This is a genomic window from Terracoccus sp. 273MFTsu3.1, from assembly GCF_000383675.1.
Taxonomy (GTDB): domain Bacteria; phylum Actinomycetota; class Actinomycetes; order Actinomycetales; family Dermatophilaceae; genus Terrabacter.
The window spans coordinates 226,315-247,958 of sequence record NZ_KB911820.1 but is presented as its reverse complement, the minus strand read 5'-3'; the positions used below and the strand labels follow the sequence as shown (position 1 = coordinate 247,958).

Below are 21,644 nucleotides of genomic sequence, written 5' to 3'. Positions count from 1 at the left end.
ACGGTCGCGGTCAGGCCGAGGCGCGCTCGGCCGGCGGCGCGATGTCGCCGAGGATCTGGTCGACGCACTGCTCGACGGTCGTCCCGGCGAACTGCGCCTCGGCGTTGAGGAGCAGACGGTGGCTCAGGATGGGCTCGGCGAGCAGCTTGATGTCGTCGGGCACGACGTAGGTGCGGCCCTGGCTCGCCGCCCACGTCTTCGCGCATCGGACGTAGGCGAGGCAGCCACGGACCGACAGGCCGAGCTTGAGCGAGGGGTGGCGGCGCGACTCCTCGGCGATGCGGCTGACGTAGCCGAGGATCGCCGGGTCGACGTGCACCTCGTCGGCGAGCTTGGACATCTCGACGATGACGTTGCTCGCGATGAGCGGGCTCAGCGTCTTGGCGCGGTCACGCGTCTTGGCATCGGCGAGGACGGCGATCGTCGCCTCGTGGTCGGGGTAGCCGACGCTCGCCTTCATGAGGAAGCGGTCGAGCTGCGCCTCGGGCAGCCGGTAGGTGCCGGCCTGCTCGATGGGGTTCTGGGTCGCGATGACCATGAACGGCTCGCCGACGGAGTGCGGCTTGCCGTCGATGGTGACCCGGCCCTCCTCCATGACCTCGAGCAGCGCCGACTGGGTCTTCGGCGAGGCGCGGTTGATCTCGTCGGCGAGGACGATGGTCGCGAAGATCGGGCCGGGGTGGAACTCGAAGCTCTGCTTCGTCGGCTCGTAGATCGTGACGCCCGTGACGTCGCTCGGGAGCAGGTCGGGCGTGAACTGGATGCGGCTGTGCGTGCCCTGCACCGTGGCCGAGAGGGCGCGGGCGAGCTGCGTCTTGCCGGTGCCGGGGAAGTCCTCGAGGAGCATGTGGCCCTCGGAGAGCAGGCAGGTGAGCGCGAGGCGCGTCACGTGCTGCTTGCCGAGGACGGCCTTCTCGATGTTGCCGACGAGCTGGTCGAACGTGTGCGCGAACCACGTGACCTGCTCCTGCGTGATGCGACCGTTGGCGGGGGTGGCCGTCATGGGTGTCGTTCTCCTGTCATGTGTTTCATCGATCGTGGGGTATGCCGTGTGGCTGGGTCGGGCGCGGCCGGCTCCCTCGCGGGAGCGGGCCGTCACCCCCAGGGATTGCGTTGCGCGGAGTCGGACCCGTTCGACGACGAGCAGGTCACGCGGACCCAGCCGTTGGGGAAGCCGAAGAACTTGTTGGAGTCGTTGCCGCCGTTGGTCGGGCGGTGCGACCCGCCGGAGCCGTTGTCGGGGTTGGACCATCCGCCGTCGGAGCTGTCGACGGTGCAGCTGATGGCGCCGTTGTAGTTCGACAGGTTGTAGCCGATGTGGTTGCAGTTGGAGCCGCACTGGGTGCCGTCCGGCTTGAGGCACCCGGTCGCCCCGCAGCCACTGCCCTTGTAGACCGAGTTCACCTTGGGCTTGGGCGCGGCGTTGGTCGTGCCCGAGATCGAGGTGTACGGGCCCCAGCCCGAGTCGGTCGCGAAGGCGCGGACCCGGATGGTGCGGGTGTCGCTGTAGCCGAGGCCACCGATCGTCGTCGACTCACGGCCGGCGCCGAACGTCTCGTTCTTGTCGCCGGTCACCTGGTACTGGGTGATCGGGCGGCCGTTGTTGGTCGGTGCGTTCCACGTGAAGGTGATGCTGTTGTTGTCGTGGTTCTCGCCCGGGTTGCGGATCGCCCGGGTCGGACCGAAGGGGTGGTAGGTGACGCTGTTGGACCACGGCGAGCACCGGCCCGCGACGTTGCAGGCCTGGATCTCCATCGACTGCTGGTTGTTGCCGAGGTTGGACGCGGTGCCGCCCGAGCAGCCACCGCCGCACGCCCATGAGCCGGTGCGGCCCTCGTTGGTGCGCCAGTTGACCGTGTCGTAGCCGCGCGAGCGCGAGTCACCGAGGCTGTACGAGGCGTTCGCCGCGTAGTTCTCGGTCGGCGTCGTCACGGAGGTGAGGTTGGGGGTCTCCGGGATGCCGTCGGCCGTGTAGCTGCTGAAGTTCGCCTTGTCGGAGGTCGCCGGTCCGCCGTTCGTCGCCGTGACGACGTACTGCACCGTCTGGCCCTGGTAGGGGATCGTGTCGCTCGCGACGCGCTGGTCACCACCGGACACGGTCGCGATGAGGTTCCACGCGCCCCCGCCGGTGCGACGGAAGACGTCGTACTTCGTGATGGGCGGACCGTTGGGGTCGGTCGCGGGCCACGCGATGGACACCTGGGCGTTCGCCGCACCGGGCACCGGCTCGCGCGGGCTCAGCGTCGGGGCCGGCACGGCCGCTGGCTTGCCGAACGACTGCGCCTTGACCTGCGCCCCGAAGGGCCCCCAGCCGGCCTCGTTGTTCGCCTGGACGCGGACGTTGTAGGCGTCGTTGTTGATGAGGCCGCTGATGACCTTCGTCAGGCTCGGTGCTGCCACCTCGGCCTGCCCGGTCGCACCGGCGCTGCCGCCGATGTTGACCCACTGGACGCGGTACTTGAGGACCTTGCTGCCCTCGTTCGGGGGCTCGCTCCAGCGCACCGTGAGCTTGCGGTCGCCGGGCGTGATGTCGGTGATCGACGTCGCCTTCGGCTTCGTGTCGGGACGCACCGTGTTGCTGCGCGGGCTCTGGTCGGACCAGCCGACGGGGTTGCGACTGCGGACGGTGAACGAGTAGTCCTGACCGTTGGTCAGTCCCGTGATCGTGCACGGCGATGACGAGCAGGCCTTGGTGCCGCCGCCCGGTCCGATCGCGGTGACCTCGTAGGCCTGGATCGGCAGGCCGCCGTCGTAGGCCGGCGGGCGGAAGTCGACCCGCGCGCTGCTGCCGAGGATGCGGTCGGCGACCGCGGTCGGGGCGGCCATGGGGTCGGGCCTGCTGCGGACGCTGACGGAGACCTGGCCGAGCGCCGCGGGCCGCCCCGGTGCGTCGACGGCCTGGACCGTGATGCGGGCGTCGCCGCGGCCCTTGTCGGACGCGGACACCGTGAGCTGGCAGCCGCTCTGCGTGACGCTGACTCCCGTGCCCGAGACGACACGGGCCGACTGCACCTGGCAGCGGGGAGCCGACAGCGGACTGTCGAGGTACTGCGACAGGTTGACCGTGCGGCTCGTGCCGGCGATGAGGCCCTCGATCCGCACCGGACGCAGCGTCGCTGCGGGCGGGGCGCTGACGACCCGGACCTTGATCTTGTAGGACTCGGCACCGCCCTTGGCCTTGACGGTGACGGCACCGGTCGAGCCCTCCTGGGCGGCCGGCTGGGCCCTGAGGACGACCTGGCGGCCCCCGGCACCGGTCTGGTTCAGGTCGACGCCGTCGATCGCCGGGTCCCACGTCGCTTCGTACTGCGCGGTGTTCGCGTCCATCCCGGTGGGCAGCCACGCGTGGCAGAGCCGCGGGATGTCGAAGGTGCGGGCCGGGCCGTCGGCGACGAGGCGGACCTCGTGGTCGGGGCAGCGGAGCACCGGCACGTCGGGCCCGATCTGGACCGGGATCGTGACGTACGCCTTCTGGGCCGCCTTGTCGGACGGACCGGTCGAGTTCGTCACCTCGAGCATGAGGGCTGCCGGTCCGACGTAGCCGTTGGTGGAGGTGAGCTTGAGCTCGGTGGCGGACGAGAGAGCGGACTGGAGGTCCTCGTCGGGCGACGTCGAGACCGTCTCTGGCGACGTGGCCGAGACCTTGCCGCCACGGGGGTCGACGACGTAGTCGGCGAGGCTGATGTCGACCGTCGAGTCGGCGCCCATCTTGATGGTCTTGCCGTCGACGACGTAGGGCACACCGTTGGTGCCGGCCGGCACGTAGATGAGGGCCATGGCCGACGCGCCGTCGGCGTCCTCGATGACGTAGGGCACGACGCGTGCCTGCGGACGGAGCTGGATGCGCAGCTTGCGGCCCTCGCGGACGACGCCGTCGCCGATGAACTTCGTGATCTTGAGACTCGCCTGGTCACCGTCGAGGTCGCGGTCGTTGGCGATCGCGTCGACGAGGATCGAGGTCTCACCCTGCTTGGCGAGGCCGGTGTCGTCGACGGCGACCGGCGGGTTGTTGAAGTCCTTCTGGCCGCGGACGGTCAGGGTCGACTTCGACGCGTCGAAGAGCCCGTCGGTGATGCCGTAGGTCAGCACCTTGGCCGGACCGTCCTCGGGCGCGACGACCTTGAAGGTGTCGTCCTTCTGCTTCTGGAAGTCCTTGAGGACGTCGGCGTCGTTGAGCGTCCCGAGGTCGACGAACGACACCGAGTCACCCGCGGCGATGAGGTCGTTGGAGAGCACGTCGGCGTGGACGGTGCGCCCGGGGGCGGCGACGACGTCGTCCTCGACGGCGACCGGCGGCTGCGGGTCGCCCGGCTGGACGACCCCGACGCGGACGAAGCCCTCGCTCGTCAGGCCGAAGCGGTCGCGCAGCTGGTAGCGGATGACCTCCGTGCCGGCGCTGCGCGGGTAGGCCTCGTAGCGGATCGTCGCGGCACCGAAACCGAGGACGCGACCGAGCTTGAGGTCGACGGCCTTGCCGTCCTCGCCGACGATCCCGCTGACGAAGGTGAGGTCGCCGTCAGGGTCGACCCCGCTCGTCGGCACCGTGATGGCCAGGGTGTCCCCGGCGGTCACGCTGGCCGAGAAGCTGCGCGCCGACGGGGGCTGGTTGGGGTACTTGACCGCGTCGGGGAGCGGGTTGATCGTCACGTTGATGCGACCGGTGGTCGCCCGGGCACGCAGGCCCTCGGGGTAGGTGGCGTACTCGAGGATGGCCGACGTCGGGCCCTTGAGGGTCTCCTGGTCGGGGACGTAGCGCACGACGGTGCCGGACGCGAAGGCCTGGCCGCCGCCCGAGAGCACCTTGACGCCGGCGGGATCGAGCTTGAGCGGGATGCCCTCGCTCATGGAGTCGTTGTCGAGCGCGGGGATCGTCACGGCGTCGCCGACGCGGACGGTGGCGACGTCGTCGACGACCGTCGGCAGCACCTTGTCCTTGGGCTCCGGCTTCTGCACGACCGACAGCTGCCCGACCGCGGTCTTCGTGCCGTCGCTGATCGTGTAGCTGACGGTGCCACGGCGCGGCGTGTCTCCGTCGAGCGGGGCCGTGGCCTCGGCGCGGATCCACCGGCCCTGCACGACCGAGACGCGCAGCCACGCGTCCCCGGTCACGACGCGCTGGACCACGAGGACGTCGCTGCGCGGGCTGTAGTCGTTGGAGAGCACGTCGGCGATGACGGGCGTCTGCCCGCGGAGCACGGCGGCGTCCGGCGTCGCGACGGGCGGCAGGTCGACCGACGGGTTCGGCAGGATGTCGACCCGGATGCGGCCGACGCTGACACCGGAACCGACCTGGGCGGCATACGTCACCGTCGACGTGCCGGGGGTCTGCCCGGTCACCGTGAGCACGCTCGTGTCGAGGTTGGTGTCGAGCTTGAGCTGGCCCGGGCCCTTGACGGACTGCGCGAGGCGCATCCGTGCCTGGGGGTCGGTCGGGTCGGCGCCGGCGATGTCGTTGCCGAGCGCCTGGAGCTGCACCGGCTTGCCGACGACCGCGCGCACGACGTCGGGCTGCGTCTTCGGCGGGACGGCCTTGCTGTCCTGCTCGCTCAGCACGTCGAGCGTGACCGAGGCCTTCTGGGTCCCGCCGCGGCCGTCGTCGACGACGTAGTCGACGACCTGGTCGCCCTTGTCCCCCTGCGCCTTGACGGTGAGCGCGCCCGAGCCGTCGACGCCCGTGGTCGTCGGGTCGACCGCCGACACCTGGATCGGGTCGTTCTCGGCGTCGCGCCAGTCGGCGATGACGCCGATGCGCACCGAGCCGCTCGCGACGACGGGGTACTTCGCCTGGGCGAGCTTGGCCTGACCGGTGCGGAGCCTCGGTGGGGTGTTGGTGTCGGCGCCGACGATGCGGACGTTGACCTTGGCCGTGGCCCGGCCGTTCTTGGCCGTCGTGCCGTTGTTGACGGTGTACTCGAAGGAGAACGAACCGCTGGCCTCCTCCGGCACGGTGACCTGGACGGTCTGGCCGTCGGCCGACGCGCTCGAGGCGATGCCCTCGACGCCGGGCTGGGTGACGTCACCCGGGGAGATCGCGAGGATCGAGCCCTGCGAGTCGGAGTCGTTGTCGAGGACGTGCAGGGTCGAGGTGCGCCCCGCACGGACCTGCAGGTTGTCCGGCTGTGCCTTGGGCGGCGTGCGGCTCACCTCGTCGTCGACGAGGTTCTCGTCCTTCTTCTTGTTCTTGTCGTCGGTCTGCGGCGGCGGGATGACCGAGTTCCAGTTGTCGATCTTGACGCGGTTGCGGTCGATGTCCCAGACGTCGCCGGAGTCGAGGTCGTTGAGGACGATGAGCCCGCGGTTGACGCGCAGCTTGACGCCGTCGGTGCGCACGCCCTTCTTCATCGCGCCGAGGTCGACGGTGTCGGCGTCGGTGGGCGACCCGCAGTTGCGGCCGTAGTAGACGTCGGAGGCCCCGGCCCACGCCGCGTGGATGCAGCTCGCGAGACGCACGGGCGCGGAGAGGAAGAGCCGCTGGCCCGGAGCGCCCTGGCTCAGCTTCACGCCTCCGGTGGTCGGACTGTCGCCGGTCAGCGAGACCTGCGTCAGCTGCGCCTCGTCCTGGATGAGGACGGACGCCGCGTCGGGGCCGGGTTGCTGGAGCGCCGCGAAGGCGGGGTTGCCGGGCTCGGCGTTGCCGACCGAGAGCTGCTCGGGCTCGGTGAGCGCGTCGGAGTAGAGCTTGCCCGTGGCCGAGTCCCAGACGACCCAGTGGCTGCCCACCGCCGTCACCTGCGCCGACTTCGACGTGAAGCCGAGCTTCGTCGTGACCGGCGGGGCGAACGCGTTGCCCTGGGGCCTCAGCACCGTCACCGTGCCGACCTCGGCTGACACGGCATACACCGTGCCGTCGACGCCGACGGCGACGGCGGAGTTGCCGCCCACCTTCGCGAGCGGCTTGGCCTGGGTCTGGAGGGCGTCGAGGCCGGTGATGCCGCTCCGGTCGTCGACCCGCTGGGCCCGCAGCTCGCCCTTGGCCGGGTCGATCATCGCGATCGTCCCGCCACGCACGTCGACGAGGGGGGCGGTGAAGACGCGGTTGCCGGTGGCCGTGCTCGGCTTCGGCACGACGATCGACTGCTCCGGGGCGAGGGTGCCCTCGGCCGGGTTGATCGGGACGATCTGGTTGCTCGCCTTGGAGTAGCCGACGATCGCGGCGCCGTCCTGGAAGATGTCGAGACCCGAGCCGGTCGAGCCGTCGGACAGGACGCCGGCGTCGAGCTGCCCTGCCGGCTTGTTGATGCGGCCGTAGCGCGCCTGCTCGGAGTTGGTGACCCAGACGCCGCCGTCGTTGAGGTCGGCCTTGCGGGCCACCTCGCCCTCGCTGCGGGTGGCGAGCCACACGAGCAGGCTCGCGACGAGGGCGACGACGACGGTGGAGATGACTCCGACCCGTCGCTTGGTGGCGGCGGTGCTCATGCGTTCCCCTGTTCGGCGACGACCATGCGGTCGTCGGCCCGGTTCTCTTCTGCTGGCGTGGTGTCGGTGTCGGCCGGGTCGTCGATGAGGGCGAGGTCGTCCTCGGTGACGAGCTTCGTCGAGAGCGCGTGCTCGACGAGCCGGGCCTTGCGGTTGGTCGCGAGCTTGCCGACGCCGCCGTGCAGGCCGCGCGTGCCGGCGTCGGCGAGCTTCTGGCAGACGTTGTCGAGCTTGCGGTTGAAACGGGTGATGGTCCAGCCGAGCCGGTCCGCGGCGGCGGCCGAGGAGGGTATCTGGCTCGTACCCGCTTCCCTACGGCGGAGGAACGGCTCGCAGAGGGCGACGACGAGCAGCTTCTGGTCGGGGGTGAACGAGACACGTCCGACCGTGGCCGCGCCGACCTCGTCCTCGTCCTCGTCGGAGTCGGCGGGTGGGTCGGCCGTCACCGACTTGAAGGCGGGGCTCGCCACGTGGATCTCGAAGTCGTAGGTCGTGGGGCCGGCCGTGAACCAGACGATGAGCCGCTTCATCGCGAGCGGGATCTTCGCGCCCGGGTTGAGCCACGCCTGGAAGAGGCCCTGCTCGTCGGCGACCGTGGCCGTCAGCGTCGAGCCGGTGTTGCTCAGCCACCAGAAGCCGTTCTCGAACGAGACGACGAGGAAGGTGCGGTGCAGGTAGGGGTTGTCATCCACCTCGACGTCGCCCGTGCGACCGATGGTCAGGCCGGTGTCGGGTGACACGGAGTACTCCTCGCCGCAGAACACGACGGTCACCTTGCTGTGGATCACGATCAGGTCCCCTAATCCCTGTCGACACGCTCTCGCGCGGGTGCTCGCGGCTAACGATGTCCGGCCGCGGTGTGTTACGGACGTCTGTGGTGGTTTGGTGGTGTCTGCGTCGAGGTTGCCGGTCCGACCGTTTCGTGTCCACCCGCCGGCATACTCAGGCAGCTCGTGCAGCCCGCCCTCACTGCGCGGTCTCGCACTGGACGTCGGCCCCCGGAGAGGCCTGGCCGGCGCGGGCCACGACGACGGTCGCACACACCTTGGTGCCCTTCGGCGCCTTGACGGTGTAGGTCCTGGCCGTGACGGTGACGAGTCTGGCCCGCTCCGGGTTCCCGGCGTCGGACGGCGTCGGTCCGTAGGACACCCGGAAGGTGTCCTTCTTCGAGGGCTGCGGGTAGTTCCACGTGAAACGGACGCTGCCCGGACCCGACGTCGCCGAGATGGTCGGCTTGTCGAAGACGCCGTCGCCGATCGCGCTGTCGTCACCGGGCATCGACACGGTGGCGCTCGGTGTGGGCGTCGCCGGACTCGGGTCACCCGACCCGGATCGGAGCACGAGGAAGACGACGAGACCGACGAGGACGACGACCGCGGCGGCCAGACCCCAGAGCACTGCGGGCTTCGCGAGCGGGGACGTCGGTGCGGGCGCGGGCACCGGAGGTGCCTGTGTCCCGGGCGTGCTCGCGGCGCGACGGACTGTCGCATCCTCGGCGGAGTCGCTTCCGAGTGGAGCGGTCTGGCTTCGCATCGGGTCGGTCACGGCGGCCGGACGCACCGGGGCCGCCGCGGCAGGGACGCTCGGGCTCGGCATCGGTGCCGGCGACCAGCGCTGCCCGCCGGCCTCGGAGCGGCGACGCGTCTCGTCGTCGAGCATCGTCGGCGACGGACCGACGGGCTGGGCGACGACGGTCTGCGGCGCCTTGATCCGCGTCCGGTCGTCGTCGTCGACGCCGCGACCCGTCGGCGAGCCCTGGGTCTGGCTGACGAGCGTCGTGTGACCCTGCTCGTCGAGGACGACGATGGGCGTGCGGCCCAGTCGCTGCTGCTGCTCCACCGCCTGGAGCGCGCGGGCGAACTCGAGCGCCGATGCCGGACGGTGGGCGGGGTCCTTGGCCATCGCCTGGGCCAGCAGGCGCTCGAGGCCGGCCGGCACGTCCTGGCGACCCGTCGCGGGCGCCGCGGTGCTGCGGATCCGCGGCATCAACGCATACGCCGAGTTGTCCCCGCCCGGGATCTCGAACGGCGAACGGCCGACGAGCAGCTGCCACAGCGTCGCGGCGAGCGAGTAGACGTCGGAGCGCTCGTCACCGTTGCTCTGACCGTAGAGCACCTCCGGCGGAGCCCACGGGACGGAGACGCCAACGTCGTCGGTGGTCTCGGCCTCGACGTCGCCCTCGCGGGCGCCGCGACCGGCGATGCCGAAGTCGGTCAGGCCCGGGGCGCCGTAGGCACTGATGAGGACGTTGGCCGGCTTGATGTCGCGGTGCGTGATGTGGGCGCGGTGTGCCGTCTCGACGGCACTCGCGAGCTGGATCCCGGTGCGCAGGACGTCCTCGACCGAGAAGCGCTCGGCCCGGGCCCGCATCGCCAGGTTGGGGGGCGGGTAGTACTTCATGACGAGGTAGGGACGGCCGTCGTCCGAGGCCCCGGAACGGAAGACCTGCACGATGTACGGGTGGTCGCCGAGGGCGGCCATGGTGTCGGCCTCCTCGACGAACTGCTGGCGCAGCGCGTCGGTCAGGCCATCGGACTTGAGCACCTTGACCGCGACCGGCATGCGGGGGCTCTGCTGCTCGTAGAGGAATACGTCGGCGTAGCCGCCCGAGCCGAGCGGCTGGACGAAGACGAGGCCCGGGATCTTCGGGGGCGCGCCCTTCTTCACGAGGCACCTCCGTCCGCGGCCGGCAGGTGGTCGGGCGTGCGGGTCACGACGCCGCCTCGAAGGTGAAGGAGACCTCGTCGGCCATGGACACGAGCGACCCGGGCTCGAGGACCTGTTGGTCGTTGGCGCGCAGGCGGAGCGGGCTCTCGCCCGGCAGGGTCACCGTCGTGCCGTTCGTCGTCCCGAGGTCGCGGATGAGCACGTGCCAGCCCTCGAGGATCACCTCGACGTGGTTGCGCGAGACGTCGCGCTCGGGACTCGGGACCTTGACCACGTGCGGTCGGTCGTGGACGGCCAGCCCGTCGCCGAGCTTCGGCGCTCGGCCGAGCAGGACGCTGCGGTCGAGGGTGACGACGTCACCCGTCGACAGGCGGAGGACGCCCAGCGGCGGTCGCGGCATCGTGAAGGGCTCCTGCGGCGGGATGCTCGAGCCGCAGATCCGGCAGCGGTCGCTGTGGGGCGGCGTCGGGTGACCGGCGGAGCAGAGGACGGCCAGGACGCTGGGGCCGGAGAAGGTCTGGTTCTGCGCGGCGTGGCGTGCCTCGAGCAGGGCGCTCCGGTCCACGGTCAGCTCCGTCTCGTCGTCGTCGGTCCCTGCGCCGGCGTCGACGGTGGGAACGGGCGAGTCCGCGTTGGGCTCCGTGGCGGGAGCTACCGGGGCGACCGGGGGCACCGGGGGGACGGCGACGGGGATCGAGATGGGCACGTCGAAGGTGGGCTCGGCAGGCGGCTGCGCCGCTCCGGGGTATGCCGTCGCGGCCGGCGCGGTGGGCGTCGCGGCCGACGGTGTGGGCGGCGCGGGCGGCGGTGTGGACAGCGCCGGTGCGGGGCCGGTGCTCGCCGGGGGCGGTCCGGTCGAGATGAGCGGGGTCGCCTCGGGTGCGCGGACCCCCGGGGGCGGGGTGTTCATCGGGGGCAGCAGGCTCGGGGCGGGTGGCGGCGTGTGCCTTCCGGAGAAGGTCGGGACCTCTGGCTCCGGCCCGGGCTCGGGCACCTCCTCAGCCGGGGCGGGGCTGGCCCACGGCACGGAGGAGATGAGACCGCCCTCGGGGACGACCGGCGCCGACGGGATGGGCCGCGCCGGCACCTCGGGCGCCGGGGCCGCGTTCGTGACGGGCGCGTCGGACGCGTCGGCGACGGGCGGGACGGTCGCGTCGACGACGGGCGGGTCGGCCCGGTGGTCGTCCTCGTCGGGTCCCGTCTCGTCGTCGTCGGACCGGGTCAGCGAGGCGAGCACCTTGCGGTGCTCGTCGGCGGCCGTGGTGTGGCCGAAGAGGTAGTCGTAGCTCGGCGGCGCCGCGGGCTGGTCGTCGTCGACGAGGCCCGCGTCCTCGATGCCGGCGGTGGCGGGCGCCGGGACCGAGGGACGGAGCGGTCCGCCCACGGGCGCGGACGGAGCCGCGGACGTCGTGGACCCGGCGTCCGGGTCGAGCACCGGGCGGGCCGCCCACGTCGAGTCGACGTCACGCGCCGCCACCACCACGGGAAGGTCATCGGCCACAGGCGCCGACGGGGCGGGGTCGGTGGCGACGACGGGCGCCGCGGGCGTCGGCGCCGGGATCGTCGGCGCCGCCGCGGATGCGCTGGACTCCTCGTCGCCCACGACGTCGCTCGTCGGGGTGGCGCGCACCGGCACAGCGGGGGCAACCGACGTCCACGAGCGGAGCGCAGGCACCGAGGCGACGGGAGGCTCTGGCGTGACGTCAGCCGCTGGACGGAATGGATCGTCCCGCTCCACCGAATCGGCATGCGCCACAGACTCTTTCGCGCTGACATCGCCGGAAGTCGCTGCCGCAGAGGTAGATTCCGTGCTCGACGTGTTCGATTCGGACGCGGTTGGCACAGTGCTGCCCTGCGCCCAGCTGCGTTCCCAGGTCGACCGACCCCGCCCGTCCTGCGCGCCCTGCTCGTCCGTGGACGTGCCGCCAATGGCCGCTGTCGCGGCGAAGGTCGGGATGCCGTCGGCCGGTGCCGAACGGTCAGGCGCGGGCTCGGGCTCGCCTGCCGCGTCGGGCCGGTCGCTCGCCAGGGGTGGGTCTGCCACTGCGATGGACGGCGCGGTCTGCGGCGACGTCGCAGTGTCCGGCGACGCCGCGGTGACCGAGGTCGAGGTGTCCGGGGTCGTCGCGGCGTCCGGGGTGGCCTCGGCGGGCTTGTCCGGGGTCGCGTCGGCAGGCTCGTCCGGCGCGGTGAGCTGCGCCGAGCCGCCGCCGGGTGATGCCGGGGATGTGGCGCCCGGCGAGGGCGGTCCGGCAGTGAGGCCCTGCGCAGGCACGGGCTGCGCCCGCTCGGACTCCTCGAGCACCCGGAGCACGACCCGGTCGGGATGGTCGGGCAGCTCGAGGTCGGTCCAGACCTTGCTGCTCGTGGCGCGCACGTCGTGCTCGGTGCCGTCGGCGAGGGTGACGAGGGCCGAGACCGGCCCGAAGGCGACGATGCGGGTGCGGGGCTGCCAGTGGACCCCGACGAAGTGGTGCGCCTTGCGCATCCCGCCGGCCGTCAGCACCTCGACGACGTCGTCGATGTCACCGCCGTCGGCCGCGTCGCTCGCGGCGATGGTGCGCTCGTCGTCCTCGTCGAGTCCGATGAGCAGGTGCATGCCGGGGCCCCCGATGTGCGTCCACCCGTCGGGGGCCCGGTCGACAACAACGGACGGGCCACTCACGTCTACGACCTGCTCTCCCCTGATGAGCCGTTCACGTTCTCGCGCGGGGTCGTGTCCTCATCGACGTCGGAGTCGGAGTCCTCGCCCTGTACGGCGACGACGATAGCAGTGACGTTGTCGCGGCCAGCGGCCGCGACACCACGTCGCACGAGCTCCTTGGCGGCCTCGTCGGCGTGGGGGTGGTCGGCGAGGACGGCCTCGATCTCCTCGCGGGTCAGCTCGTTGGACAGACCGTCGGAGCAGATGACGAAGACCTCGCCCGGATAGGGCGGGAAGACCCACGTGTCGACGACCCCCATCGGGTCGCGCCCGAGCGACCGTGTGACGACATTGCGTCCGGGGTGACGGTGCGCCTGCTCCGGGGTGATGAGGCCGCGCTCGACGAGCTCCCAGACCTCCGAGTGGTCGACGGTCACCTGCGAGAGCCGACCGTCGAGACAGCGGTAGACGCGGGAGTCGCCGATGTTGAAGACGGCCCAGTGACGCGACCCCCCGACGGACACGAGGGCGAGGCCGGTGACGGTCGTGCCCATCCCGGTCTGCTCCGGGTGCCGCGCGGCCGACGCGAGGATGCGGCGGTTGGCCTCGCCCACCTGGGCGACGATGTCGCGCACCTGCACCACAGGTCGGTCCGCGAGCTCCGCGACGGTCTCGGCGGCGATCCGGCTCGCGACCTCGCCCGCAGCATGGCCGCCCATGCCGTCAGCGACGACGTAGACGGTGCCCCGCGTGCACGCGGAGTCCTCGTTGTGCGCCCGGACCCGACCGACGTCGGTGGCCAGGCCTGCCGAGATGGCCGGCACCGTCGTGCTCATGCGTCCACGTCCACGTCGGTGGCAGCGCCGGCGTCCGTGTCGGCAGCGGCGCCCCACGGGGTGACGCGCGCCGTCGTCAGCACCTGGCGGATGAGCTCGTAGTCGGCCACGGCGTCGGCGCCACCCACGGCGCCGGTCAGCTGCACGAGGTGTGCCGGGGCATCGGCCGAGGCGGACGCCCCGGAGGTCACGAGGTGGAAGAGGTTGGCCTGCAGGACGGTCTCGACGTCCGCGTCGGGCCACGTCGCGTCGCAGCCGACGAACTGCGCGCCACCGAGGTCGGCGGCATACGGCTCGGACACGGCCCCGCCCCGCGAGGTGGCGAGGGAGGCGATCTGCTCGAGGGAGTCCTCGATGCGGAAGGACGGCCCGCACTGCTCGATCGTGACGACGACGTTGGGTGCGAACGCCCCCTCGCGCGGGAGTCGCGCCGCCATCGTCGTGCCCGGTGCATGCGCGGGCTCCCAGCCCTCCGGCACCTCGAGGGCCACCGACGGCTGGCCCGGGAAGTCGGCGCTCGGGTAGGCGAGGGTGCTCATGGGCTCGTTCCTTTCGGTCGTTCCCGCGGGGGTCGGGGACGGCGCGGTCAGTCAATCATTCACGGAATGCCGTGTCAGATCGGGTGACGCACCGTCCCGGCGACCGTGGAGGCGCGGGGACGAGGTCCCGTCGAGCGTACGACCGCGCGCCCCGGCGCCGCGATGGGGAGAACTCCCCAACCGCGGACCGCGCGGCCCCTCGGCCCACGCACGCAGCCCGAGATTGGCCGGACCCTCAGCCCACCGACTCGCGGGCGGCCCACCAGGCGAGCAGCTTCTCGCGGGCGGCGTCCTTGCCGATGGGTCCGTCGTCGAGGCGGACCGACAGGAGGAAGTCGTAGGCCTCCCCCAGCACCGGCCCGGGGCGGATGGCCAGGGCCTCGGCGATCTCGTTGCCGTTGAGCTCGGGACGGACGCTCGCGAGCTCCTCCTCGGCCGCGAGGCGCTCGATGCGCTGCTCGAGGTCGTCGTAGGCCCGCGACAGCCGCTGCGCCTTGCGGGCGTTGCGCGTCGTGCAGTCCGACCGCGTCAGGCGGTGCAGGCGCGTCAGCAGCGGCCCGGCGTCGTTGACGTAGCGCCGGACGGCCGAGTCGGTCCACTGACCGTCGCCGTAGCCGTGGAACCGCAGGTGCAGCTCGACGAGGCGCGCGACCTGCTTGGTCGTGTCCTTGTCGAAGCGCATCGCCTTCATCCGCTTGCTCGCGAGCTTGGCGCCGACGAGCTCGTGGTGGTGGAAGGAGACACCCCCACCGTCCTCGAAGCGCCGGGTGGCGGGCTTGCCGATGTCGTGGAGCAGAGCGGCGAGGCGCAGCACGAGGTCGGGGCCGGGCACCGACTCCGGCGGACCGTCGGCGGCGCCCTCGAGGTCGATGGCCTGCTCGAGGACGATGAGCGAGTGGTCGTAGACGTCCTTGTGCCGGTGGTGCTCGTCGAGCTCGAGGCGCAGCGCGGGCAGCTCGGGCAGGAAGACGTCGGCGAGGCCGGTGTCGACGAGGAGGGTCAGACCCAGCCGGGGCTGGGGCGACAGGAGCAGCTTGGTGAACTCGTCGCGAACCCGTTCGGCCGAGATGATCGAGAGCGTGCCGGCCCGCTCGACCATCGCGGCCCGCACCTCGGGCGCGACGTCGAAGCCGAGCTGTGAGGCGAAGCGCGCGGCCCGCATCATCCGCAGCGGGTCGTCGGCGAAGGACTCCTCGGGCGCAGCCGGTGTCATGAGGCGCTGCCGCACGAGGTCGGACAGTCCGCCGTGGACGTCGACGAACTCCAGGCCGGGCAGCCGGATCGCCATGGCGTTGACGGTGAAGTCGCGCCGGACGAGGTCGCCCTCGAGGGTGTCGCCGAACATCACCTCGGGCTTGCGCGACGTGCGGTCGTAGGTGTCGGCGCGGTAGGTCGTGATCTCGATGACGTGCGAGCCCTTGCGCAGCCCGATGGTGCCGAACTCGCGACCGATGTCCCAGTGCGCGTCGGCCCATCCGACGACGAGCGCGAGGATGTCGTCGGGTCGGGCGTCGGAGGTGAGGTCGAGGTCCGGTGAGACACGCCCCAGGAAGGCGTCGCGCACCGGCCCGCCGACGAGGGCCAGCTCGTGCCCGGCGGCTGCGAACCGCTCCCCCAGCTCGGTCAGCAGGGGCAGCACGGGTGCGAGCCGGGCGACGGCGGCCCGCAGGAGCGGGAGACCGGCGTCGGCCGGCTCGTGGCTGTCGGCGAGGGACGTGTCGGAACGGTCAGGCACCCGACCAGCCTAGTGAGCGTTCGCGCTGCCCCTGACCGCGCGCGTACGCGTGGGGGTGGGCCATGCGTTCGCGCCGCGAGTCGACGGGGACCGACCGACGCCGCCCCGGACACGCCGGTCGGCGCACCTCGCGTGCGGGGTCTCCCCGACGACGAGAGCGCTCCGCGCCTCGCCCGTTATGGTGGCGATGTGAGCGCGCAGCCCGTCCCCAGCCCCGTGCCGGGGAGGCGTCTGCCCGCCGTCGAGGAGCGCTCTGCCGGCGGCATCGTCGTGGACGTGCAGGAGGGTCTGGCCCTCATCGCGATCATCGCCCGGCGCAACCGGGCCGGCCGCGTCGAGTGGTGTCTGCCCAAGGGTCACGTCGAGCCGGGCGAGACGCTCGTCGAGACGGCCGCGCGCGAGGTGGCCGAGGAGACCGGCATCGTGGGCCGCGTCCTCGTCGAGCTCGGCACCATCGACTACTGGTTCGCGACGTCGAACAAGCGCGTCCACAAGTTCGTGCACCACTACCTCCTCGAGGCCACGGGCGGTGAGCTCTCCATCGAGAACGACCCCGACCACGAGGCCATCGACGTCGCCTGGATGCGCCTCGACGAGGTGCACCGCAGGCTCACCTTCCCCAACGAGCGCCGCATCGCGCAGGCGGCGTGGAACCGGCTGGCGGGGACGGCGTGATCCTTCGAGGGTCGCGGCGTCCCGACACGAGGGGGCGCCGCGGGAGCCGCCTCATGCGCCGACTGACCGCCACGGCCGCCACGCTCGCGGCGCTCGGCCTGTCCGTCGGTCCGTCCGCGAGCGCCGTCCCGTCCCCCGCCGGGCCGAGCACGTATGCCGCCCGGCCCGGTTCGTCAGCCACCCACCGAGCCGCCGTGGTGCCCGCCAAGGACGTCGCCGTCATCGTGCTCGACACGCTGACACCGTCCGTCGTCGGGCCCGGCAAGGACGTCACGATCACCGGCACCGTCACCGCCCCGCTCACCGGTCCGCTCTCGGGCCCCGAGGTACGGGTCGTGCGCGGTGACGTGACGGTCAACCAGCGCAGCGCCCTCGACGACTGGGCCACGGGTCGCACCGAGACGTCCGGCCGCACCGTCGACACGACGTCGCTGGCCACGGTCGCCGCCGGACAGACGAAGCCCTTCACCGCGACGGTCCCGTGGGAGCGGCTGCGGTCCGACGACGCCTTCGCGGCGCTGCCGATCTCGGTCGAGGTCGTCCAGGAGGGCGCGAGCGAGCCCACCGGCATGACGCGCACCTTCATCGCCTGGAACGGCCGCAAGGAGTACGTCCCGCTCAAGGTCGCGACGGTCCTGCCCGTGACCCTCGACCCCGCCGTCGCACTCGCCTCGCGCGACGACGCGGCCCGTCTGGCTGCGTGGGAGCAGGCGATCGGCCCCGACTCGCGGGTGGCCCGCATCCTCGAGGGCACGCGTGGCACGCCCGTCGACCTCGCGGTCGACCCGTCCGTGCTCGGTCCCGACGTGGGCGCCGGCTCCGGGACGACCGGTCCGACCCCGAGCGGGACGCCGACGACCGGCGGCACCGGCACCACCGCGCCGGCACCGTCCGGCACCTCGGGGGCTCCCTCCCCGAGCCCCACGGGCACCACGGGCACCCCGGCCCCGGCGGCCGGGACGAGCACCCCAGCCCCCGACGGCACCACCCCCACCCCGTCGGCACCCCCCACGACACCCCCCACGACGTCGACCACGCCGCCGGCCGGCACCCCGTCCGAGGCCACGCTGGCCATCGCCCGCCTCGGCGACGCGGTCGTCACGCAGCTGAGCGGGCGCAGCGTCTGGGCCCTGCCGTACGCCGACGCCGACATCGCCGCCACGGTCGGCGTCGACCCGGCGAACTCCCTCGTGCGCGACCTCGTCAGCCGGGCCTCCACCCTCGCGGCCCGCCTCGGGCAGCCGGCCCGGAGCGACATCGTCTGGCCGGTCGACGGCCTCCTGCCCGCCGGGCGCGAGCAGGGCATCAAGACGCTCCTGTCCGGCACGACGGTCAAGAAGGCGGCCGGGATCGTCGTCAACGCCGCGGCCGTCACGAAGGAGACGGCCTACACCCCGACGGCCCGCCGGGTCACGTCGAGCGGGACCCGGCTGCTGGCATACGACACGCGTCTGTCCGCGCTGCTCCCGAAGCGCACCGACCCCAGCCCCGTCCTGTCGGTGCAGCGCTACCTCGCCGAGACGCTCGTGCTGCTCGGCGAGCGCGCCGGCACGCCGCGCTCCGTGCTCGTCACCGCTCCGCGCACCTACGACCCCGACGCCGCCGACCTCGCGACCTTCCTCGCGGCCACGTCGAGCGCCCCCTGGCTCGAGACCGTCGACGCCGCGTCGCTGCTGACCGACAGCGGCAACGACAAGGCCGTGCCGCAGACGAGGCCCACCACGGCCGTCGCCTCCGCCGCCCCGAAGCCGGTGCTCAACGCGCGCCGCCTCGCCCGGATGGCCGAGCAGCGCGACACGCTCCTCAGCGTCTCGTCGGTGCTGCGCGACGGCGAGGAGTTCGAGCGCACCTACCGCGAGGTGCTCGACGAGCTCGCGAGCGCGCGGTGGCGCTGGAACCCGGCCGGGTGGGTCACCCTGGCCAACTCGGTCGACGCCGACATCAAGGCCGCGACGAGCGCCATCCGCGTCGTGCCGCGCACGAGCACGATCAACCTGCTCGCCGAGAACGGCACGTTGCGGATCACGGTCGAGAACGGTCTCGACTACACCGTCGAGGACATCCGCCTGAGGCTCGTGCCCGACAATCCCCGCATCCGGATCGTCGAGCAGCCCGGACCCGTGACGATCGGACCGTCCTCGCGCACCAACGTCCCCGTCGAGGTCGCCGCGGTGGCCGCCGGTCGCGCCGAGATCCGCGCCTTCCTCACCACCGCGGACGGCACCCAGATCGGCTCGCCCGCCACGATCCCCGTCTCGGCCAACCCGCTCGACGCCGCCATCTACTGGGTCGGCGGCATCCTCGTCGGACTCGTCCTGCTCGCCGGCGTCATCCGCGCCGTGGTCAAGGGCACCTCGCGCGTCGACGAGATCGCCGACATCGAGGCCGTCACCGCGGCACACGAAGCGCTCGGCGATGCGGACGACCGGGATCACGCCTGAGTCGGCCTAGGATGGGTGGCGAGCCACGCATCCGCGCACGACATGACGAGGGAGGGTGACGCACGTGCAGGGAGTCGGACCCGGATCCGTCCTGGGCGGCCGCTATGCGGTCACGCTGCGCACCTCCGAGGGCACCCACCACGAGCGCTGGCGTGCCAACGACCACACCCTCGAGCGCGAGGTCGTGCTCGTCTGCTTCCCGGCCGGTTCGTCGGTCGCCGCCGCCGCCCTCGATGCGGCCCGCCGCGCCGCGGGCATCGAGGACTCCCGTCTCGTGCGGGTCCTCGACGTGGGCACCGATCAGGGTGTCGGCTTCATCGTCGAGGAGCCGTTGACCGGCGCCGTGCCCCTCTCGCACCTGCTGCAGAGCGGCGGCCTGTCGCCCGACGAGGTGCGCCGCCTGACGGGCGAGGCCGCCACCGCCCTCGACAAGGCGACCCACCGGGGCCTGCACCACCTCGCCCTGACGCCGAGCTCGCTCCTGCGCATGTCCGACGGCGCGGTCAAGGTGCGCGGCCTCGCCACCGAGGCCGCCCTCACCGACGCCGACCGGCTCTCCGACGAGCGGGCGTCCCGCGCCGACGCGGTCGGCCTCGTCAAGATCGCGTATGCCGGCCTCACCGGTCGCTGGCCCATGGTGTCCGTCGACGACGGGCTGATCCCCGCAGGCGGCCCGGTGGGCCTCGAGGCGGCCCCGACCATCGTCGGCGGCGTGGCCGCCCCCTCCGAGATCGCCGTGGGCGTGCCCAACGACCTCGACCTCATCTGTCGGATGACCCTCGGCGGTGGCCGGCGTGGACCGGTCTCGCCCGGCGACCTCGCCCTGCAGATCGCCCCGTGGCCCAGCGAGCAGGCGTCGTCGGACGGCGCCACCGGCATCGGCCTGCGCAGTCGTGACGACCGCGAGTCGCTCGAGCCGACGCGCGTCATGCCGTCGGTGCGCGCCGGTGCCGCGGCGGTCGGCGCTGCTGGGGCGGCCGGTGCCGCCGGTGCCGCCGGTGCATCGATGACGGGCGCGGCCGGCGACTCCGGCCAGGCCAGCACGATCTTCTTCGAGAGCGTCCCCGACGGACAGTCAGGGACGACGCCCTCACGCGGCGCCACCACCGAGCGGCTCCAGGGCGGCGTCGCCGCAGCCGGGGCGGCAGCCGCCGGCGTCGCCGGTGCCATCGGCGACAAGGTCGGCTCGTTCGCCCGCGCCGCCGCGGACAAGGCCGCAGCACGGGCCGCCGAGCGCCGCTCCGCCCACGACGACGACTTCGACGGCGAGGACATCGGCCTCGTCGACGCGCTCGACGATGCCCCCGCGACCCGCCTCGAGCCGCCACTTCCCGTCTTCGGCCGCGAGGCCCCGGAGGCGCCCAGCGGTGCCCAGTCCCGTATCGCGCTCGCGATCGTCGGGGTGCTCGTGCTCATCGCGCTCTTCATCGGCATCAACAACGTCATGAAGATCGGCCAGCACGACGGCCCGGCTCCTGCCGTCACGGTGACCAAGACACGCACCCCCGCCGCCACGCAGGCACAGGGCACGCCGACCCAGGCGCCCCCGAGCACGACCCAGGCGCCCCCGGCCGCGCCGGTCAGCGTCGTCGGCGGCACCGGCTTCGACCCCGAGGACGGCACCGAGGCCGACCAGAACGTCAAGCTGACCTACGACGGCGACCCGAGCACCGAGTGGCGTTCCCGCTGGTACGGCACCGCCTCCTTCAACGGCAACAAGGACGGCGTCGGGATCCTGCTCGACCTCAGCGCGCCCACCGTCGTCAAGGAGGTGGAGCTCGTCCTGCCCGCCGAGCAGAACGTCACCGTCTACGCCACCGACTCCGGCTCGACGAAGTCGCTCGACGGCGCCCAGAAGATCGGCTCGATGAAGAAGGCCAACGGCACCGTCGTCATCAAGGCCGGCGGTCAGCTCCAGCCGGCGAGCAAGATCCTCGTCATCGTCACCAAGGCGGCGCCCGCCGAGGCCGCGAACCACTACCGCGCGCAGATCAGCGAAGTGACGGTGCGCTGACCGTGACCCCGGGGGTTGCCGCCCCGATCGCCGACCTGAGCGACCGGGAGCTGCTGGCACTGCACGTCGACGGTGACGACCATGCCTTCGCCGAGCTCTTCCGCCGGCACAAGGACCGGATGTGGGCCGTCGCCCTGCGCACGGTGCGGGACCCCGAGCTCGCGGCCGACTGCGTCCAGGACGGCTTCATCGCGGCCTTCCGCCGTGCCGAGTCCTACCGCGGCGAGGCGGCCGTCACCACGTGGCTGCACCGCATCATCGTCAACGCCTGCCTCGACCGGCTCCGCCGTCGCAAGCCGACCGCCGAGCTGCCCGAGTACGAGCTCGCCGACCGGCACGACCACCACGCCTCGACGGAGGTGCGCCTCGACATCCAGGAGGCCCTCGCCAAGCTCCCCGAAGGGCAGCGGGCGGCGCTCGTGCTCGTCGACATGCACGCCGTGCCGGTGGCCGAGGCCGCGGTCATCCTCGGCGTGGCCGAGGGGACCATCAAGTCGCGGTGCGCCCGAGGACGCGCGGCCCTGGCCCAGCACCTCGGGCTCACGCCCGGCGTCCGTCCCGTCGAGCGGGACTGACCGAGTCCACGTCCGGCCCCCAAGGGGTACGGGACGACCGGTGACCGGTCGTCCTCCTGGGTCGGTCGGCCACCGCTCGGGCACTGCTGGGGTGTCGGCCGA

Annotated in this window: 12 protein-coding genes; 4 read left to right on the top strand and 8 right to left on the bottom strand. The window is 72.6% G+C overall.

The annotated features are described in order from the left end of the window. Positions 1–10 precede the first annotated feature (10 nt). From H283_RS0101040 to H283_RS0101005, 8 genes are all read right to left on the bottom strand, one after another. Positions 11–1,003: a MoxR family ATPase gene (locus tag H283_RS0101040; protein WP_020141647.1), complete on the bottom strand. Its 993-nt coding sequence runs from the start codon at positions 1,001–1,003 to the stop codon at positions 11–13. A 92-nt stretch (positions 1,004–1,095) separates the two neighbouring features. After that, entirely contained in the window at positions 1,096–7,416 is a 6,321-nt protein-coding gene (locus H283_RS0101035; RefSeq protein WP_020141646.1) for a fibronectin type III domain-containing protein, read from the bottom strand. Next, complete coding sequence (locus H283_RS0101030) at positions 7,413–8,204, bottom strand: hypothetical protein (protein WP_020141645.1); 792 nt, start codon at positions 8,202–8,204, stop codon at positions 7,413–7,415. Before H283_RS0101030 ends, H283_RS0101035 begins: the two co-directional genes overlap by 4 nt. 178 nt (positions 8,205–8,382) lie before the next feature. Continuing rightward, on the bottom strand, positions 8,383–10,083 hold the full coding sequence (locus tag H283_RS0101025) for a serine/threonine-protein kinase (RefSeq protein ID WP_020141644.1): 1,701 nt from the start codon (positions 10,081–10,083) through the stop codon (positions 8,383–8,385). 43 nt (positions 10,084–10,126) lie between these two features. Next, entirely contained in the window at positions 10,127–12,748 is a 2,622-nt protein-coding gene (locus H283_RS0101020; RefSeq protein ID WP_156022897.1) for an FHA domain-containing protein, read from the bottom strand. 2 nt (positions 12,749–12,750) lie between these two features. After that, positions 12,751–13,563, bottom strand: a complete 813-nt coding sequence (locus H283_RS0101015; protein WP_020141643.1) for a PP2C family serine/threonine-protein phosphatase — start codon at positions 13,561–13,563, stop codon at positions 12,751–12,753. Next, positions 13,560–14,102: a hypothetical protein gene (locus H283_RS26385; RefSeq protein ID WP_020141642.1), complete on the bottom strand. Its 543-nt coding sequence runs from the start codon at positions 14,100–14,102 to the stop codon at positions 13,560–13,562. The genes H283_RS0101015 and H283_RS26385 overlap by 4 nt, the downstream gene beginning before the upstream one ends. 235 nt (positions 14,103–14,337) lie before the next feature. After that, positions 14,338–15,837, bottom strand: coding sequence for a CCA tRNA nucleotidyltransferase (locus tag H283_RS0101005; RefSeq protein ID WP_020141641.1), 1,500 nt, complete (start codon positions 15,835–15,837; stop codon positions 14,338–14,340). A 189-nt stretch (positions 15,838–16,026) separates the two neighbouring features. Here H283_RS0101005 and H283_RS0101000 point away from each other — a divergent pair, with 189 nt between their 5' ends. From H283_RS0101000 to sigM, 4 genes are all read left to right on the top strand, one after another. Further along, complete coding sequence (locus tag H283_RS0101000) at positions 16,027–16,512, top strand: NUDIX hydrolase (RefSeq protein WP_020141640.1); 486 nt, start codon at positions 16,027–16,029, stop codon at positions 16,510–16,512. Positions 16,513–16,565: 53 nt separating this feature from the next. Further along, positions 16,566–18,953 carry a DUF6049 family protein gene (locus H283_RS0100995; RefSeq protein ID WP_020141639.1) on the top strand — a complete coding sequence of 796 codons (2,388 nt, stop codon included), beginning with the start codon at positions 16,566–16,568 and terminating at the stop codon, positions 18,951–18,953. A gap of 64 nt (positions 18,954–19,017) precedes the next feature. After that, positions 19,018–20,967 (top strand): hypothetical protein, encoded by a 1,950-nt coding sequence (locus tag H283_RS0100990; RefSeq protein WP_156022896.1) that lies wholly within the window; start codon positions 19,018–19,020, stop codon positions 20,965–20,967. Positions 20,968–20,969: 2 nt separating this feature from the next. Beyond that, positions 20,970–21,542 carry an RNA polymerase sigma factor SigM gene (gene sigM, locus H283_RS0100985; protein ID WP_020141638.1) on the top strand — a complete coding sequence of 191 codons (573 nt, stop codon included), beginning with the start codon at positions 20,970–20,972 and terminating at the stop codon, positions 21,540–21,542. The last annotated feature ends 102 nt before the right edge of the window (positions 21,543–21,644 follow it).